The sequence below is a fragment of the Paenibacillus sp. FSL R7-0331 genome, from assembly GCF_000758645.1.
Lineage (GTDB): Bacteria > Bacillota > Bacilli > Paenibacillales > Paenibacillaceae > Paenibacillus_AQ > Paenibacillus_AQ camerounensis.
Genome location: NZ_CP009284.1, coordinates 3,971,274 through 3,987,958, shown reverse-complemented (window position 1 = coordinate 3,987,958; position 16,685 = coordinate 3,971,274). Strand labels below are relative to the sequence as shown.

Sequence of the window (16,685 nt, the reverse complement as noted above, 5' to 3'; positions counted from 1 at the left end):
CAAATGTCAACACTACCCAAGCAGGTCATGAAGAAAGAAAGGGCGTAACGTTCTGTGAAGCAATGGAAAGCTTTTTACACCTTTGTCCGGCCGTATATGAAATGGATTGTGCTGACGCTCATTATCGGCATGATCAAATTCAGCATTCCGTTAACCCTGCCGATGATTATGAAATATGTGGTCGATGATCTGCTGACGCCATCAAGTCTGACTACAGCGGAACGGATCTCGAAACTGTTCTATGTACTTGGCGGCGCGTTCGTGCTGTTTGTTGTGATCAGGGGTCCGGTGGAGTACTACCGCCAGTATTTTGCCCAGCTGATTACAAGCAGAGTGCTGTTCGATATGCGCAACAAGCTGTACAGCCATCTGCAGCGTCTGTCTCTGCGGTATTACCAGAATACGAAGGTGGGCGAAGCGATCTCCAGGTTCATTAACGATGTGGAGCAGTCCAAGAACCTGGTCGAGGTCGGCATGATGAACGTCTGGCTCGATATGTTCACGCTGGTCTTCGCGCTGGGGTTCATGTTCTATCTTAATCCGGTGCTGGCGCTCGTCTCGATTGCAGTTCTGCCGCTGTACGGCATTGCCGTTAACACCTTGTACAAACGCCTGAAGGTGCTGACCAAGGACCGGTCTCAGGCGCTGGCGGTCATTCAGGGCTATCTGCATGAACGCATTCAGGGCATAGCAATCATCCGCAGCTTTACGATGGAGAAGGCTGATCAGAAGCAGTTCGAAGGCATCAACGGCAGGTTCCTGGAAAAAGCGATGGCCCAGACCCGCTGGAATGCGGTCACCTTCGCCATTATCAATACGCTGACGGATCTCGCCCCGCTGCTTGTTATCGGGTACGGGGGCTACGAGGTGATCCGCGGCAATCTGACGATTGGTACCTTTGTCGCTTTTTTTGGCTACCTGGACCGGATGTATGCGCCGCTGCGGCGGCTGATCAACTCCTCCACCGTACTGACCCAGGCCTCAGCTTCGCTGGAGCGGGTGCTGGAGCTGCTGGATGAGCCTTATGATATTGCAGACCGGCCAGGGGCCAAGCCGCTCAAGAATGCAACCGGTGCAATTGAGTTCGACCGGGTATGGTTCAAATACAGGGAAGAGAATGAGTGGGTACTGAAGGAGATCAGCCTCAGTATCAGCCCGGGCCAGACGGTTGCGTTTGTCGGGATGAGCGGGGGCGGGAAATCCTCCCTGATCAGCCTGATTCCGCGTTTCTATGACATCAGTGAAGGCCGGCTGCTGATGGACGGTGAGGATATCCGGGACCTGACCCAGGAGAGCCTGCGGCGGACGGTGGGCATGGTGCTGCAGGATAATTTCCTGTTCAGCGGCTCGGTACGCGACAATATTCTGTTCGGCAACCCGGAGGCAGGTGAGGCAGAGGTTATTGCCGCTGCGCAGGCTGCCAATGCCCATGATTTCATCATGCAGCTGCCAGAAGGCTATGATACCGAGGTCGGTGAGCGCGGGGTGAAGCTGTCCGGCGGACAGAAGCAGCGTGTAGCGATTGCGAGAGTCTTCCTCAAGGACCCCAAGGTGCTGATACTGGATGAGGCCACTTCGGCGCTTGATCTGGAATCTGAGCATCTGATCCAGCAGTCGCTGCAGTCCCTGGCTTCCGAGCGCACCACGCTGATCGTCGCCCACCGGCTGTCGACCATTACCCATGCAGACCAGATTATAGTTCTGGAAAATGGGGAGATTACGGAGCGCGGGACACATGACGAGCTGATGCTGCTGGACGGCAGCTATGCCCGGCTGTTCAATGTGCAGCGGCTGGACGGGTAGGTGAATCTTATAGACGGCTTCCTTAACTTTAACAGGGAAGCCGTTTTTAATTGCATTATCTTTTCGGTTACAGTATACTGTAACCGAAACATGTAACTGTAACATATAACTGTAACTTTATATGATCTGGAGGCTGAGTATGATGAACACCTATACCGGCAAACAGCTGGCTGAGCTGGTACAGCAGGAAGCTCCTGATATGAATCTGCGGACGGTGCGGTATTACACGCAGATTGGCTTGCTTCCGCCGCTTGCGCTCTACGGTAATAAACGGGTCTACACCGACCGCCATTACAGGCAGCTGCTGGCAATTCTGACTTTGTCCAGAAGCGGGGAGAGTCTGGCGGATATCCAGTCCAAGCTGGCGGACATGCCGGATGAAGAGATAGCCAAAATAGGTGGACGCCTGAAGTTTCTGCAGCCGGAGCAGCTGCTGTCCGGTGATACGCTTGTAGTCAGCGAGGATGTTATGCTGACGGTCAGCCCGCGGATCTCAGCAGAGCTGAGGCTGGAGCTGCAAGAAACGATTACCCGTATGCTGAAGGAGGGGCAATAAGGATGATAACAGCGCGATTGGCCAAATCAGTGCTAGAGCATGAGGAGGGGCTGAATCATGTGCTTATTCAAATCATTCCGCCTGAAGGGTCTGAGCATGCTGTAGTCCGGTTTTTGCTGCCGGAGGGGATTAGTATGGGGGAGGCATACGGGGCGTCTGAGACAGACGGCTCAGGCAATATGCTTCTGTATACTCTGGCCAGCATGAATGAGCTGCTGGTGGAGATTTATACTGGGGAAGCTGTTTTCTGCGGTGAAGTAAGTTTAGGTGTAGTTGTCTTGTATACAGATCTGCATGGGAATGAGGAGACTGAGCAGCTTGCTCTGCCGCTTAGAATAGCGGAAGCTGAAAGCGCGGAAGCGGAGGAGCCTGAGCTTGACGAGGAAGTGGTTAATAAAGTTAAAGCACTCGCAGGGCTTACGGGAAAAACAGCCCGTAATTACTCAGACGGCACCGGATCTGTTGATTGTACACCGCCGTGTAAGCAGACAGCCTTTGATCCGCATTACCGTTCCGAACTGGAGAAGCAGTATCGTGTAGACGGAAGTGTTAACACTTAAGGAGAAGGATGAGGAGTGAACGGGCCTAGCGCCAGCATCCGGCAAAATATAAAGGCTGGCCTAAACGCCTGATTCATGCGGATTAGGCCAGCCTATTCATGCGGCGGAGTACGGCAAAGAGATTATCCTCTCCCGATAATCAGCGACAACAGGCCGGCGGCGATCAGCGGTCCGACCGGCACGCCCTTGAACAGGGCTACGCCCAGAACGGTGCCGATCAGGAGACCGGCGACAACGGTCGGCTGGCTGCCCATCAGCACGGCGCCGCGGCCGCCGAGGTAAGCGACCAGCATGCCGATGCCGATGGCAGTAAGCGATTTCCAGTGGAAAAAGGACTGCCAGACCGTATTCAGCGAGATTTTGCCGCTGGCCAGCGGGGTCATGACTCCGATTGTCAGGATGATGATGCCGACCGTCAGGCCGTGCTTTTCCAGCCAGGGAAACGCCTGCTGCAAACCGAGCACCCTGAGGAGCAGTAATACAACCATAGCAATGGTAACCGGTGAATTGCTGCTGATAATGCCGAGCGCAGCCAGGCCGAGCAGCAGCAGGGAGGTGATATCCATGGGCAGAGGCACTCCTTGTTTTATTGTAGCCGGGATGAAACGATGTGATCTGCAATCAGCTTGCCGTGCCCGCGTCCGGTCTCGATGAACACCTCATTGGCGTTACGGCCGGAGGCAATAACTCCCGCAACATACAGCCCCGGGATGTTACTCTCCATGGTGGATGGATCAAACGAAGGTTTGTCCAGTTCATCGTCCATAAGCACGCCTGCCGATGACAGCAAGGCTCTGCTTGGACGGAACCCGGTCATGGCCAGGACAAAGTCATTGTCCAGCTCGCTGGTTTCTCCGCTGTGTTTTGTCACAATGACCGAGGACGGTGTGATTTCGGTGACCCTGGATTCAAGGTGCAGGGTTATTTTATCTTTTGCCACCATACTTTCGAATATAGGCCGTACCCAAGGCTTGATGTTGTCCGAAATGCTCGCACCCCGGTAGACCATATCTACGGAAGCGCCGACACGGGTCAGCTCCAGCGCCGCATCCACTGCGGAATTGCTGCCCCCGATGACAGTCACCTTCATTCCGGTATACGGATGGGCCTCGCCAAAATAATGCGTAACCTTCGGCAGCTCCTCCCCGGGAATGCCGATCATATTCGGCTGGTCGAAATATCCGGTCGAGATGACCACATGGGCAGCCTGACGGCTATGCCGCTCTCCGCGCTTGTTGACAGTATGTACTGTAAAGCTGCCATCCTCGTTATTTTCCACACTAAGCGCTTCTTCATACGCGGCAATTGCAAGACCGTGCTGTTCAGCAGCCCGGCGGTAATAGACAAGTGCTTCATGGCGGAACGGCTTGTCATTAGGCGAGGTGAACGGAACCTCTCCGATTTCGAGCAGCGCGGTAGTGCTGAAGAACTGCATGCTGGTCGGGTAGAGATAGATGGAATGTACGATGAAATTTTTCTCAATAATTAAAGTGGACAGCCCCTGGCGCTGACATTCAATCGCTGCAGACAGACCGCAGGGACCGGCGCCGATAATAATAACGTCTTTCATGATACTTGCGCTCCTCCCGGTAAATAAGTTCTGTCTTTAAATGTACCTCAATTTTGAAATTAACGAAAGCCGTCCAGAAAGTTTGCTGCTCAGGTTGCCGGATCATCTAAAATTTGATATAATTAGATGTATATCTAACTATTAATCCTATTCATTCCGGTTTATAACTGTTACAGGAGTGTGACCCTCAGTGCAGCTTGATAAAATAGTCAATTACCATAAGGCATTATCCGATCCGACCAGACTGCGCATATTGCTGCTCTTGTGCAAAGGGGAAGAAATTCACGGCCAGGCGCTGGCGGAACGTCTGAACCTGTCGCAGCCTACAGTAACCCATCATGCCGCCAAGCTGCGGGAAGCCGCGATGATTACAGAGCGCCGGGATAAGAACACCGTCTATTTCAGAATTAATCCAGAGTTTATCCGGGCAGGCTCTGAGGCTTCGCTTAATTTTATTTTCTCCAAAGGAACGCAGGAGATGGAGCAGGAATCACCGGATGATAACTTGAAGGAATCGGTGCTCCGCAACTTTTTTGCCAAAGACGGAAGGCTGCGCCAGATTCCCGCCCAATACAAGAAGAAGCTGATTGCGCTGCAATTTATGGCCGAGAAGCTTGCTCCGGGAACTGTCTACAGCGAGAAGGAATTGAATGAGTTCATTAAGCAGTATCATGAGGACTACGCCACGATCCGCCGCGAATTCATCATGCATCAGTTTATGTACCGCGAGCATGACAAATATGAGCTGAACCCGACAGAAATGTGGACGCGCTGGGAAAATGTAAGATAGACGGTTCTTGTCACTTAATGCTCTTATACTTGAGGAGATTCTGTGACAATTGATGCTTCTGCTGATTAAAGGATTAGAAAAGTGAATAAACTGGAATTGTAAGCGTTATCTGACATATACTTCGAAAGGAGACTTTCAGTATGATATTCAAACGCGCTAAAAAAAATACAATCTCTGAGCCGATCACTGTTACCTTGCCGCAGATCAAGCAGGCTGTAAGGCAATTCGAAGAGGATATGCCTGCCCCGATCAACCGTACCGCACTGATACTGGAGGATAAAAGCATTGATGTGTCCCGGCTGAAACGCTACCTGGGCGGGATTCCCGAGCAGAAATTTTATATGTCGCGTGAAACCTATGAAATTTTTGAGGAAGCTGACAGGCTGGTGCCGTATTATCTCGATCTCGTTCAATCTGCGGTGGATCTGTATATCAGCGATACCGGCAAGCTGCCGTTAATCGAGGACGCCTGGCTGCCGGAGGTTCACTACCGGCTGCTTCATACGGAACGTTATCTGAAGGAGACACCGCCGTTTCCGCTGTATATTACCGAAGAAGAGATGATGCTGACCCACCGGGCGGAACATTTTGAATGATCTGAGAACATCTTTATCTGGAACGGGAGACTGTTCAGCAGGACGTGAGTCTGTGACTCTATTCTGCGGGACAGTCTTTTCTTTGACCGGACATGCATAGTACAATAAATCTCTGGAATCCAAGCGGATAAGGAGAGTTATGGAATGAGGATAAAAGAGGCTTTGCTGTTTGATCTGGACAATACCCTGATGGACCGTGACCAAACCTTTCGCAGCTTCAGCACACAGTTCGTAAAGGATGCTCTCGGGCATCTCAGTGAGGAAGAGGCGCAGCAGGTAATCGAGGACATCATTGTACGGGATGCGGACGGGTACCGTGACAAAAACGGTTTTTTTGCCGAGCTGAGTGAGGTGCTGCCCTGGCAGACCCCGTTAAGTGCAGCGGAGATCCGGGCTTATTATGATAAAAATTATGCCGGCTATGGTGCAGCGATGCGGCATGCAGCGGAAATACTGCAATACAGCCGGGAGAAGGGCTACATCCTGGGCCTGGTAACGAACGGCTATAAGGATCTGCAGGACGGCAAAATTGATCTGCTTGGCTTGCGCGGTTACTTCAAGGCGATTGTGATTTCGGGGGAAGTCGGCATCCGCAAGCCGGACCCGGCCATTTATAAGCTTGCGCTGGAGCAGCTGGGTGCTTCTGCAGAGCAGACGCTGTTCATCGGGGACCATCCGGTTAATGACATCTGGGGTGCGGGCAAGTCGGGTATGGACACCGTTTGGCTAAAGCGGAACCATCCGTGGGACGACGGCCTGGATGTGCAGCCGTGGAGAACCATTAACGAGCTGGATGAGCTGAAGGGCATCATATAAAGTTTCAGGCAGCGTTTGATTATAAAAAATTCTTTACCGGGGCCCGGCGTTGACAAGGCACAGCCGGGACGTTTATAGTTACAGCATATTAACCGGAAGGAGACGATGTAATATGACAGTTTATACAGCACGTTCATTATCGGTAACAACTGTTGTAGATACGTGTCTTCCGGGAACAGCAACTGCTCAGTAAGTGTGAAGCAGCTTAGCAGGTAAGCTCTTAGAGTGCCTTTTAGAGCCGTCCGGGACCGTATGTGTTCCGGCGGCTTTTTTGCGTGGCCAGGTGTTATTAAATGCGGATCATTCCGTATTTGCTGTGCCTGGAAACCGCCGCCGGAACGTTAGGTTCCGGCGGCTTTTTGTGTTCCCGGATAACTTGTGTGGAGAAATGGAAATAAACAACATTCAGGAGGAAATAATACTACAATGAGGATTGAACAATACGGATGGAATTCAAAGTGGCAGGGTAAATGGGACGGCTGTGCAAGCAATCAGGAGCAGGCCGGCAATATGCGTATTCCAGGACGAATAACCGGTGACTTCGGCAGCAAATACCGGGTGATAACCGATTCGGGGGAAGCCTGGGGTGAGTTGGCAGGGAAGCTCCGGCATACCCTTACAGATTCAGGGGAGTATCCGGCCATAGGCGACTGGGTAATCCTCGCTATGCAGGACGGGGGAGAGCATGCAGTCATTCACGGGGTGCTTCCGCGCCACAGTGTCATTTCCCGCAAGGCAGCAGGCAATACACAGGCTGAACAGATTGTTGCAGCAAATGTAGACACTCTGTTTTTGGTCAGCGCCCTGAACGACGATTACAATGTGCGGCGGATGGAGCGGTATCTGATTATGGCCTGGAACAGCGGGGCGAACCCGGTCATTCTGCTGACGAAGGCAGACTTGTGTCCTGATGCAGATAACAGAATCGCAGAGATGGAACAGGCTGCCCCCGGCGTGCCTGTACATGCAGTCAGTGCCCTGCTGGGCGACGGCCGCGATGAGCTGCTGCCGTATATCCGCAGCGGGCAGACAGTGGCACTGACCGGTTCCTCAGGCTGCGGAAAGTCTACAATGGTTAACTGGCTCAGCGGCCAAAACCTGCAGCTTACCCAGGATATCAGAGAAGGGGACAGCCGCGGGCGGCATACAACTACGCACCGGGAAATGTTCGTACTGCCCGAAGGCGGAATAATTGTGGACACCCCCGGGATGCGTGAGCTGCAGCTGTGGGAGGATGAAGGCGGGCTTGATCTCGCCTTCGGCGATATCAGCAGCCTGGCAGCGAAATGCCGCTATAGCGACTGCAGCCATGAGCGGGAGGAAGGCTGTGCGGTGCTGGAGGCGGTTGCCGGCGGCCTGCTGGAAGAGAAGCGGCTGCTTAACTACCGCAAGACACAGAAGGAGCTGCGCTTCCAGAACAGCAAAGAGCAGAGGCAGAAGCGCAAGGCTGCTACTTCCGCCGGCAAAACAAGCGCCCCGAGAGAGCGTCATCCATCGTGGCAGCGGCAGCTTGAAGAGTACTGATTCTGCTTAAACAATGAAGAAGGCCATCCATACCCTGCAGTTGGCTGCTCAGGTAAAGGATGGCCTTCTTATGCTGCATAGGCGCTGCTCTTAGGGCAGCGCCTATGCTATATATAAATAAAAGTCCGGATTGCGAGCATAACAGATGCCTGATAAATAATCCTGATGTCTAAACCGTGTACCGGACCTTTAACGCTGGTGCTGTATTAGAACGATGCAGCAGCGGACTTAGCTTCTTCCAGACCTTTTGCAATGATGTTAGCAGATTCCTGCGGGTTCTGGTTGTGGCCTTCGATGATAACCTTAGTGATGTCCTGGATACCCCAGAAGCTCAGCAGGCCACTTACGAAGTTAACAGCCATTTCAGCACTTGCGGCAGGACCTTCGGAGTAAACTCCGCCTCTGGCGTTCAGCACAACCGCTTTTTTACCAGTCAAAAGACCAACAGGGCCTTCAGCAGTGTATTTAAATGTAGTACCTGCTTGGCTCAAGTAGTCGATATAGGTGTGCAGCACAGCCGGAACAGTCAGGTTCCAGAGCGGGAAGCCGAATACGACTTTATCAGCAGCTACGAATTGATCAAGATATTTCTTAACAAGTGCTGCACCGGCAGCTTCTTCAGGAGTTGCTTCATAGCCCTGTGCGGCTTTGTACATACCAGTGATCAGGGTGTTGTCATAGTAAGGAAGACCTTCAGCGAACAGATCCAGCTCGGTAATTTGATCTTCAGGATGGGATTCTTTGTAGCTTGCGAGGAAGGCGTTGTAAAGTTGAACACTTACTGCTTGCTCTGCTGGACGGTTGTTTGCTTTGATGAAAAGTACATTAGACATTATGATTTCTCCTTAAATATATATTTAATACTTACTATAATTAATATAGCATTTAATATTTAGTTTGTAAATATCCGTCGAAAGAAAAATAATTTTCAGCGACAGCAAACAGCTATAATCTGCAAAACCACCATATCTCCGGCTGCACGGAGGCAGAACAGAACAGAATATCAATATGTAGTAAAAGCAATGCGACAAGCCAGATTTTACTAAATCATAGTAAGTTTAAGGCTCCGGGGACCCGGTTATATAGGTGATACAAGGCAATCAGGAAATCATTTCCTGCATTCTCTGCCGGTAAGCTATATTGAAAAAGGAGCGATTGACATGTCCATTGACCGTTTTATCATCAAAAAACTGGACAGCTGTCACGAAGAACAGACACGGAAAAATTTAGTGAAGTTGTTCAAGCTGCGTATTCAGAAAGCGGAAAAGGAAGAGAACAATAATCACCGGATCAGCTGAAGGACAGCCGCTGATGTACAAGAGCCCAGCCGGCATATAGAGCAGAGCACCTTCTTTCCAGGCGGAGAAGCGTGCTTTTTTTTGGCAAAAAAAACTACCCCTCTGTTTAATAGAGGGATAGCGCGAGCGAATCATTTTCACTGTAACTGTGCAATATAGCTTCTGAGCCTTTAATTTCGATACTAATAAGTGAATTCAAACATTTTTGCAGAGCGCTTTTGCCCTTCTGGATCTTAAGCTCCAGTGTATTGTTCAGGATTCGAAGTACCTTTTGGGTAGGCTGTTTGTTTTCTGTAGTGAAGTATACCGGGACTGACTTGTTCTGAAATGTGATGAGCATTCTCATAATTGAAATCACCTCGCTAAAAGTATTTCATGGTATGATCATACCCGTCATTTCTTAATTTTACCTTAAAATTAGCTTATGATAACATAAAGATTGCTAGTTTAATAGATTGGCGCTTTTTTATTGCTGGGCGATTCCTGAATTCCTGGGAATCCGGGAAGGAAATAGGACTGTGAATAATAATGACAAGGTATATTTAGCGCGTTTTCTGTTCCCTGAAGCAACGACGCCAGGAAAGGAGATATCCGGCTTGCTGCAAATGGCGGTAACCGCAGAACGAATATGCCGGCTGAAATACTGTGAGGGGGAGCATAAACAGGATCTTTGTCTGCAAGTACATAAGGAACGGACTATTATTTCCAGCATAGATGATGAGGACTCCTTTGGCTACGAGCTAACGGAGCCCGGAAAGGTGAAAAGAGCCTGCTACTATCTGTTTAATTGCGTTGATCAGATGGAAACGGAGCCCGGCTGTACAGAGGTACCTGCAATTCAAATGTCTAAAAGCAGGTTCGATGAGCTTAAGGCCAAGGCGGCCACCACCAACCTGTACTTTTTGGCCGAGTCCCTGACCGCCGAGACAGGCGATCTTGTCTATTCCGCCCAGCTGGCCAGAGTATTGAAATACCGGACAGCTGACGGCGAGTTGAGACTCTGTTCCCGCGGCACTGACAGCTGGACAAGCCAGCATGCCAGCTACATCGGGGATGCCTCCGGCGGCTGGCTGCTGCGGATGAGCAGCGAATCCGCCGAGGACTGGATCATTGCGGTCCCTGCAAGTAAAGCTGAGGTGTGCTATGCATTATATGAATGGATGCTGAATGCCCCGCAGGCGGCTAATCCAGAATAACCGCTGAATACGGAGGCAGTGCCAATTCTGCTCCGGTAAGTCCGGCATCCTCTGGCATTGATCTGATTACACGGGTATAGGAATAGCCATTCGTTCCCTGCTTCAGGGTGACGGTTTGGCTGCTTCCTGTCAGGTTAAGTGCTACAAGCACCTGCTGTCCTGCAGTGACCCGTTCAAATGTCATCACCCCGTCATTCCCGGAAGCAAAATCCCGGATAGTCCCGTCCCTTAGGGCGGGCACCTCATTACGCAGAGCTATAAGCTGGCGGTACCAGTCAAGCAGCGAACCGCTGCTGCTAAGCTGGCTCTCCACATCTGCGCCGGAATTATCTTTATTGTTAGTGTCCGGTTCCCAGGCAGTCTGGCCGGCACTGCTTCTGTCCGCAGACCACGGTATCGGCTCCCGGATGCCTTCATCCGGCTTGCGGCCGAGCATGCCGACTTCCTCCCCGTAATAAATAAAAGGATTGCCCGGCAGTGTAAGCAGCATTGCGGCTGCCGTTCTGGCATGGTCCGGGTTGTTATCAAGCTGGCTCATAACCCTGTTCTGGTCATGGTTAGTCAGAAATGTGGCATCAGTGAAGCTCCCCCCGGAAATCTGTGAATACAGCTTGTAGGTTCGCTCCAGCGTAAAGGCGGCTCCGCTGTCCTTTTCGCTTTTGGCGGCGTTCACCAGCGTTTCGGCCAGCCCGAAATTAAAGCCGGAATCAAAGGCTTTATCGAGATAAGCACCAACCGATACGGCTGAATTCTCCCAAACCTCCCCGACAATATAAGCCTGCGGGTTGACCTCGTTCATGGCCTGGCGGAATTCCTGCCACCAGGCTACATTTTTAGCGGTTGTTTCTTCGCTTTTATCGGTTACAAGATCCTCATAAATATGCTTGGCTGCATCCAGCCGGAAGCCGTCGACGCCCTGCTCCAGCCAGAATCTTCCGATGTCCTTCATCTCCATGCGGACTTCCGGATTGTCGAAGTTGAGATCGGGCATACCATCCCAGAAAATGCCCATATAGTGGCTCCCCCGTGCAGAATGCCACGGGCTTCCGCTGCCCGCTGCGCTGCTTCCGCTGACAGGGCGGCTCTGGTCTTCCGCCCAGACATAGTAATCCCGGTATCCGCTGTCCTGCTGTGCAGCGGCTTCCACAAACCACGGATGCTCCTTCGAAGTATGGTTGACGACAAGATCCATAATAACTTTGATTCCCCGCTTATGCGCCTCTCTGATCAGCTCCTGCATATCCTCAAGTGTACCGTATTCCGGATTAATGCTGCGGTAGTCAGTAACATCGTAGCCATGGTAGCTGGGGGACGGGTTAACCGGCATAAGCCAGATGCCGCCGACACCCAGGTCACCGGAAGTATCCGGGTTTCCGTCATTTAAATAGTCCAGCTTCTCTGTCAGTCCGCGCAGATCACCGGTGCCGTCGCCGTCCGAGTCATAAAAGGACCGTACAAAAACTTCGTAAAATACGGTTGAAGGCTGCTCATCCATTTCAGCGCCCGGCTGCTGTGATCCTTGAGGGGCAGGCATGTTAACAGGTGAAGATGAAGGCTGTGCTGTATTGGCAGGCTGGTTCCCTCTGTTATTAATGCCGGCAGTATTGCCGTTACCGGTGCATCCGGCCAGCATAGCAGCAGCTAATCCGGTGATGGCCAGTGCGTTCAGCAGGCGGCGTCCTTTATGTAAGCCGGGTTCGTATATCATCTGTGAATCTCCTTCCATTCAGGTTTCTACATTAATATGTATCCGGTAAGCGCTTCACTAAATATAGTAGAGGAATAAACGAATTTGGTAAAACGTTTGCACTACGCTATAAAGACCATTTTAGGCTATTAATGATCAATTTTGAACAATAAGAATAAATTTACTCTTTAAAACGCTGACTTTCTCGTTATTTCTTCCAATTATGCTTCTTGTGACTTTAAGAAGAAAGGAAATTAAGGAAAGCGGATGCTTTCTCCTGGAATTAGGGGGGTGAAAGTAAGTGCAAACGCTGGTCATTTCCGCTTTTAACCAATCTGTAGGCATGTGCATATGCTTTAGGTAAGGGCCAAGGACCCGGGAAGAAAGGAGAATGAAGGATGACAATCAAGAAAAAGCTGATGCTGCCGCTAATGCTGCTCGTCTTGTGTTTCTCATTGCTCGCCGGCTGCGGCGGAGAACAGGCGGGAGTAAAGGTAAAGATCGGCGAAGTAACCCGTTCCGTCTTTTATGCGCCTGAGTATGTGGCATTATCACAGGGATTTTTCAAGGATGAAGGGCTGGATGTAGAGCTGCAGACGATTCCGGGCGGGGATAAGACGATGACGGCTCTTCTCTCAGGAGCGATAGATGTAGCGCTTGTGGGGTCAGAGACTTCAATTTATGTAGCCCAGCAGGGGGCGGATGATCCTGTTATTAATTTTGCCCAGCTTACCCAGCGGGACGGAACCTTCCTGTTTGCCCGCAAGGCAGAGGTTGAATTCAGCTGGGATCAGCTCAAGGGTTCGACATTCCTCGGGCAGCGGGCCGGCGGGATGCCGCAAATGGCCGGTGCGTTTACCCTCCATAATAAAGGAATCGATGCCGGAAAGGATCTTACACTGATTCAGAATATTGATTTTGCCAATATTGCAGGAGCGTTCGCGTCAGGGACAGGGGACTATGTGCAGCTGTTTGAGCCGCAGGCTTCGATCTTTGAAAGCGAAGGCCGCGGTGCAGTTGTTGCCTCGTTCGGGGTGGAGAGCGGCTACCTGCCATACACTGTCTTCATGTCCAAGCAAAGCTATATCAGCAAGAACGGGGATACGGTGCAGAAATTCACCAATGCCATCCAGCAGGCCCAGCTATGGGTGAATGAGCACAGCCCCGAGGAAATAGCTGAGGCAGTCATGCCGTATTTTGAGAACACTGACCAGGGGATTGTTCTCTCAGCGATCAAGCGTTACAAGGAGCAGGATACGTACGCGCTCAATCCTATTATTGAGGAAACAGAATGGAATAATCTGCTGGATGTTATTGACAATGCCGGTGAGCTGCAGAAACGGATTCCGCTGAAGGATATTGTGGATAACAGCTTCGCAGAAAAGGCGGAAGCCGGAGTTAAAACTTCATCCGGGAAATGAGGAGCTGAATTATGCTGCCAGTTGTGCAATTGAAGGGCGTGACGCATGCCTATCTGGGCGACCGCGAGGCTTCTCTTGCCATCGGGGACTTAAGCCTGGAGGTAGAGCAGGGGGAGTTTGTAAGTCTGGTTGGACCGAGCGGCTGCGGCAAAACAACGCTGCTCTCTATTATTGCCGGGCTGCTGCAGCCGTCGCTTGGTGAAGTGTCAGTCAACGGACGAATCATTAAGGGGCCGTCACCTGAGGTGGGATATATGCTCCAGCAGGATTATCTCTTCCCGTGGCGCACCATTCTGGACAATGCACTGCTCGGGCTGGAGCTGACCGGTAATCTGACTCCGGAATCGAGACAGAAGACACTGGACCTGCTGGCAGATATGGGCCTGGCCGGCAAAGAACAGGCTTATCCGTCCCAGCTGTCCGGCGGAATGCGCCAGCGTGTTGCCCTGGTGCGCACACTCGCGACGAATCCGAGCCTGCTGCTGCTGGATGAGCCGTTCTCCGCGCTGGATTATCAGATCAAGCTGCAGCTGGAGGATCTGGTGTCGGAGACGCTGCGCCGGCGCGGGACGACTGCGGTGCTGGTGACCCACGACCTATCCGAAGCGATTGCAGTCAGCAGCCGGGTCATTCTGCTGCAGCGCAACCCCGGACGGATCCGCAAAATTTTTGAGGTGCCGGAGGATATTCGCAGCACTCCGCCGCTTTATGCACGGGACCTGCCGGGGTTTGCCGAGCTTTTTCATGAAGTGTGGAAGGAAATGGAACTGGCAGGGAGGGAAGGACAGTGAGAATAAACGGGCTGGGCGAAGAACCGGATTCCCGCGGAGCATGGCTGCAGCAAAAGCATCTGGATTACAAAAAGCAAAAGCGCCGCTGGAACAGCCGGGTCATGGCCGTAAGGGCCAGTCTGCTGGTGCTGTTTTTCTTCTTCTGGGAAGCCGGGGTCAGACTGGGCTGGATCGATGAGCTGCTGTTCAGCTATCCGACCAAAGTGTTCCGGCAGATCTGGAATGACATGGCCAGCGGAAGCCTGTGGCCTCATCTCGGAATGACGGTAGGGGAGACGGCAGTCGGCTTTGTACTCGGCACTCTGCTCGGCACGCTGCTTGCGGTCATCATCTGGTGGTCACCCTTTTTATCGGCAGTGCTTGATCCCTATATGGTTGTGTTCAACAGTATGCCTAAGGTCGCACTTGGGCCGATATTTATCGTGATGTTCGGAGCGGGCTTTACAGCCATCGTTATTACTACCTTGTCCATAACCGTCATTATCACTACACTGGTTGTCTATAACAGCTTCCGCAGTGTGGACCCCAATCTGGTCAAGGTGGTACGTTCGTTCGGGGCGTCGCGGGTCCAGGAGTTCAACAAAGTGATTCTGCCGGCCTCTTTTCCCGCTGTAGTCTCCACATTAAAGGTAAATGTCGGGATGTCGTGGGTCGGGGTCATCGTCGGTGAATTCCTTGTTGCAAAATCCGGGCTCGGCTATCTGATCATATACGGTTTTCAGGTGTTCAACTTTACGCTGGTGATGTCCAGCCTGCTTATTATAGCAGCCGTAGCTACTGCCATGTATCAGCTGGTGGTCTACGTGGAAAAGCTGATCCTGTCGCGGCTTTGAAACTTATGTCATATTGTGTCTGCCTGAAAAATCCTGTACCATGTCTATATCTTTACAAGCAAGCTGATGCAGATCGTCAAGGAGAGGTATTTACATGGGATTCAGGGTTATCAAAACAGCGGCCGCCACACTGCTGTCCATTCTGCTGGCAGCTGCTGTGGGCATTCCCAATGCGCAAAGTGCCGGCCTGCTGGCTATTCTCGGGGTGGAAACAACGCGGAAAAGGAGCCTTCGTACAATTATCGCCCGTTTTTCCGCCTCGCTGGTAGGGCTTTTTATGGGGTGCATCTTATTTGCATTGCTTGGCTTTCATTACTGGGTACTCGGGCTGTACGTGCTGTTCGGCTTCCCGCTGATTGTGAAATCCGGCTTCAAGGAAGGAATTGTCACCAGCTCCGTCATTGTGTTTCGTGTGTTTGGACAAGCTGAGCTGTCACTTCATGTGCTGCTGCAGCAGATTGAGCTGCTGATAATCGGACTCGGCTCGGCCGGTCTGGTCAATCTGATCTACATGCCGCAGACCGCCGGCGTGATCTCAGGCATCCGCAAGGAGGTGGACGGATATTTCTCGGTTATTTTCAAGCAGATGGCGACAACGCTCCGTGAGCCTTCCTATGTATGGGACGGCAAGGAGCTGATCGGGGCGAATGCTGCAGTCCAGCGCGGCCTTACGGCTGCAACCAGAGAACTGGAGAATCATGTGATTCATCCGGATGAAGCCTGGAATGTCTATTTTTATATGCGCAAGGAGCAGCTGGAATCGATCCAGAATATGCTGCAGCTCCTTTCCCAGGTCTACCGGCAGCTTCCGCACGGGGATATGGTGGCCGAGCTGTTCGACCAGCTGAGCGGTGATGTACTGGCCGAAGAATATACGGGGCGCACGGAACGGCTGCTGGAAGGCGTCGAGCAGGAGTTTCAGCAGATGGAGCTTCCTTCGACACGTGAGGAATTTGAAGTGCGCTCAGCGATTTTGCAGGTATGCCGGGAACTGGCGCTCTATCTGAAAATTGCCAAGCAGCATAAGGTTCCGGTTGAAGTCAAACCGATCAGGCGCGCGCTGAACCGCCGGGGGAACTGACATACATAACAGGAAAATGGACACAACTATTAACATTGCCGTGTAAAATTACGATAAGAAATGTAAGCACAAAAAGTGAGCCGGTAATCCTTTTGCCGTTCATGTAGAGACGAAGTTCAATTACTGCAGACCGTTCGCTTATGTGAATTTCTGCTCTGGCAGG

General features: G+C 51.7%; 18 protein-coding genes. 13 read left to right on the top strand and 5 right to left on the bottom strand.

The window, feature by feature from the left end:
- Window positions 1-54: 54 nt before the first annotated feature.
- From R70331_RS16835 to R70331_RS16825, 3 genes are all read left to right on the top strand, one after another.
- Complete coding sequence (locus R70331_RS16835; protein ID WP_042177353.1) at window positions 55-1,803, top strand: ABC transporter ATP-binding protein; 1,749 nt, start codon at window positions 55-57, stop codon at window positions 1,801-1,803.
- 139 nt (window positions 1,804-1,942) lie between these two features.
- Window positions 1,943-2,359 carry a MerR family transcriptional regulator gene (locus R70331_RS16830; protein WP_231576304.1) on the top strand — a complete coding sequence of 139 codons (417 nt, stop codon included), beginning with the start codon at window positions 1,943-1,945 and terminating at the stop codon, window positions 2,357-2,359.
- Window positions 2,360-2,361: 2 nt separating this feature from the next.
- The gene (locus tag R70331_RS16825; RefSeq protein ID WP_042177352.1) at window positions 2,362-2,919 is read left to right on the top strand and encodes a hypothetical protein; all 558 of its coding nucleotides are present in this window, start codon (window positions 2,362-2,364) and stop codon (window positions 2,917-2,919) included.
- Window positions 2,920-3,041: 122 nt separating this feature from the next.
- On the opposite strand, the gene R70331_RS16820 is transcribed toward R70331_RS16825, so the two are convergent.
- Both R70331_RS16820 and R70331_RS16815 read right to left on the bottom strand, forming a co-directional pair.
- Window positions 3,042-3,485, bottom strand: coding sequence for a DUF441 domain-containing protein (locus tag R70331_RS16820; RefSeq protein WP_042177351.1), 444 nt, complete (start codon window positions 3,483-3,485; stop codon window positions 3,042-3,044).
- Window positions 3,486-3,505: 20 nt separating this feature from the next.
- Window positions 3,506-4,489 carry a YpdA family putative bacillithiol disulfide reductase gene (locus R70331_RS16815; protein ID WP_042177350.1) on the bottom strand — a complete coding sequence of 328 codons (984 nt, stop codon included), beginning with the start codon at window positions 4,487-4,489 and terminating at the stop codon, window positions 3,506-3,508.
- Between the two features lie 190 nt (window positions 4,490-4,679).
- Between R70331_RS16815 and R70331_RS16810 the strand changes: the two genes are divergently transcribed.
- The 4 genes from R70331_RS16810 to rsgA all read left to right on the top strand — a co-directional run bounded on the left by R70331_RS16810 (window position 4,680) and on the right by rsgA (window position 8,215).
- On the top strand, window positions 4,680-5,279 hold the full coding sequence (locus tag R70331_RS16810) for a DUF2087 domain-containing protein (protein ID WP_042177349.1): 600 nt from the start codon (window positions 4,680-4,682) through the stop codon (window positions 5,277-5,279).
- Window positions 5,280-5,419: 140 nt separating this feature from the next.
- A complete protein-coding gene (locus tag R70331_RS16805; protein ID WP_042177348.1) occupies window positions 5,420-5,875 on the top strand; it encodes a DUF3939 domain-containing protein in 456 nt (151 codons plus the stop codon).
- A 144-nt stretch (window positions 5,876-6,019) separates the two neighbouring features.
- Window positions 6,020-6,691 carry an HAD family hydrolase gene (locus R70331_RS16800; RefSeq protein WP_042177347.1) on the top strand — a complete coding sequence of 224 codons (672 nt, stop codon included), beginning with the start codon at window positions 6,020-6,022 and terminating at the stop codon, window positions 6,689-6,691.
- A 426-nt stretch (window positions 6,692-7,117) separates the two neighbouring features.
- Window positions 7,118-8,215 (top strand): ribosome small subunit-dependent GTPase A, encoded by a 1,098-nt coding sequence (gene rsgA / locus R70331_RS16795; RefSeq protein ID WP_042177346.1) that lies wholly within the window; start codon window positions 7,118-7,120, stop codon window positions 8,213-8,215.
- 206 nt (window positions 8,216-8,421) lie between these two features.
- Here the strand turns inward: rsgA and R70331_RS16790 are convergent, their stop codons facing one another.
- A complete protein-coding gene (locus tag R70331_RS16790; protein ID WP_042177345.1) occupies window positions 8,422-9,048 on the bottom strand; it encodes an FMN-dependent NADH-azoreductase in 627 nt (208 codons plus the stop codon).
- A gap of 327 nt (window positions 9,049-9,375) precedes the next feature.
- Between R70331_RS16790 and R70331_RS31865 the strand changes: the two genes are divergently transcribed.
- Entirely contained in the window at window positions 9,376-9,513 is a 138-nt protein-coding gene (locus tag R70331_RS31865; protein WP_167336693.1) for a hypothetical protein, read from the top strand.
- A gap of 106 nt (window positions 9,514-9,619) precedes the next feature.
- On the opposite strand, the gene R70331_RS32105 is transcribed toward R70331_RS31865, so the two are convergent.
- The gene (locus tag R70331_RS32105) at window positions 9,620-9,859 is read right to left on the bottom strand and encodes a hypothetical protein (RefSeq protein WP_039873859.1); all 240 of its coding nucleotides are present in this window, start codon (window positions 9,857-9,859) and stop codon (window positions 9,620-9,622) included.
- Between the two features lie 250 nt (window positions 9,860-10,109).
- On the opposite strand from R70331_RS32105, the gene R70331_RS16780 reads away from it, so the two are divergent.
- Window positions 10,110-10,709: a hypothetical protein gene (locus R70331_RS16780; RefSeq protein WP_156131146.1), complete on the top strand. Its 600-nt coding sequence runs from the start codon at window positions 10,110-10,112 to the stop codon at window positions 10,707-10,709.
- Here R70331_RS16780 and R70331_RS16775 read toward each other — a convergent pair.
- Entirely contained in the window at window positions 10,696-12,417 is a 1,722-nt protein-coding gene (locus R70331_RS16775; protein ID WP_042177343.1) for an alpha-amylase family glycosyl hydrolase, read from the bottom strand. The genes R70331_RS16780 and R70331_RS16775 overlap by 14 nt on opposite strands.
- A gap of 377 nt (window positions 12,418-12,794) precedes the next feature.
- Here R70331_RS16775 and R70331_RS16770 point away from each other — a divergent pair, with 377 nt between their 5' ends.
- The 4 genes from R70331_RS16770 to R70331_RS16755 all read left to right on the top strand — a co-directional run bounded on the left by R70331_RS16770 (window position 12,795) and on the right by R70331_RS16755 (window position 16,522).
- A complete protein-coding gene (locus R70331_RS16770) occupies window positions 12,795-13,817 on the top strand; it encodes an ABC transporter substrate-binding protein (protein ID WP_042177342.1) in 1,023 nt (340 codons plus the stop codon).
- 11 nt (window positions 13,818-13,828) lie between these two features.
- Complete coding sequence (locus tag R70331_RS16765) at window positions 13,829-14,608, top strand: ABC transporter ATP-binding protein (RefSeq protein ID WP_042177341.1); 780 nt, start codon at window positions 13,829-13,831, stop codon at window positions 14,606-14,608.
- Entirely contained in the window at window positions 14,605-15,441 is an 837-nt protein-coding gene (locus R70331_RS16760; RefSeq protein WP_442950550.1) for an ABC transporter permease, read from the top strand. Before R70331_RS16765 ends, R70331_RS16760 begins: the two co-directional genes overlap by 4 nt.
- Before the next feature lie 94 nt (window positions 15,442-15,535).
- Window positions 15,536-16,522, top strand: coding sequence for an aromatic acid exporter family protein (locus R70331_RS16755; protein WP_042177340.1), 987 nt, complete (start codon window positions 15,536-15,538; stop codon window positions 16,520-16,522).
- Window positions 16,523-16,685 lie beyond the last annotated feature (163 nt).

Coding starts and splice junctions, on each gene's coding strand:
- R70331_RS16830 (WP_231576304.1), top strand. CDS start 1,943: ATGATGAACACCTATACCGGCAAACAGCTGGCTGAGCTGGTACAGCAG.
- R70331_RS16825 (WP_042177352.1), top strand. CDS start 2,362: ATGATAACAGCGCGATTGGCCAAATCAGTGCTAGAGCATGAGGAGGGG.
- R70331_RS16820 (WP_042177351.1), bottom strand. CDS start 3,485: ATGGATATCACCTCCCTGCTGCTGCTCGGCCTGGCTGCGCTCGGCATT.
- R70331_RS16815 (WP_042177350.1), bottom strand. CDS start 4,489: ATGAAAGACGTTATTATTATCGGCGCCGGTCCCTGCGGTCTGTCTGCA.
- R70331_RS16805 (WP_042177348.1), top strand. CDS start 5,420: ATGATATTCAAACGCGCTAAAAAAAATACAATCTCTGAGCCGATCACT.
- R70331_RS16800 (WP_042177347.1), top strand. CDS start 6,020: ATGAGGATAAAAGAGGCTTTGCTGTTTGATCTGGACAATACCCTGATG.
- rsgA (WP_042177346.1), top strand. CDS start 7,118: ATGAGGATTGAACAATACGGATGGAATTCAAAGTGGCAGGGTAAATGG.
- R70331_RS16790 (WP_042177345.1), bottom strand. CDS start 9,048: ATGTCTAATGTACTTTTCATCAAAGCAAACAACCGTCCAGCAGAGCAA.
- R70331_RS31865 (WP_167336693.1), top strand. CDS start 9,376: ATGTCCATTGACCGTTTTATCATCAAAAAACTGGACAGCTGTCACGAA.
- R70331_RS32105 (WP_039873859.1), bottom strand. CDS start 9,859: ATGAGAATGCTCATCACATTTCAGAACAAGTCAGTCCCGGTATACTTC.
- R70331_RS16775 (WP_042177343.1), bottom strand. CDS start 12,417: ATGATATACGAACCCGGCTTACATAAAGGACGCCGCCTGCTGAACGCA.
- R70331_RS16770 (WP_042177342.1), top strand. CDS start 12,795: ATGACAATCAAGAAAAAGCTGATGCTGCCGCTAATGCTGCTCGTCTTG.
- R70331_RS16765 (WP_042177341.1), top strand. CDS start 13,829: ATGCTGCCAGTTGTGCAATTGAAGGGCGTGACGCATGCCTATCTGGGC.
- R70331_RS16755 (WP_042177340.1), top strand. CDS start 15,536: ATGGGATTCAGGGTTATCAAAACAGCGGCCGCCACACTGCTGTCCATT.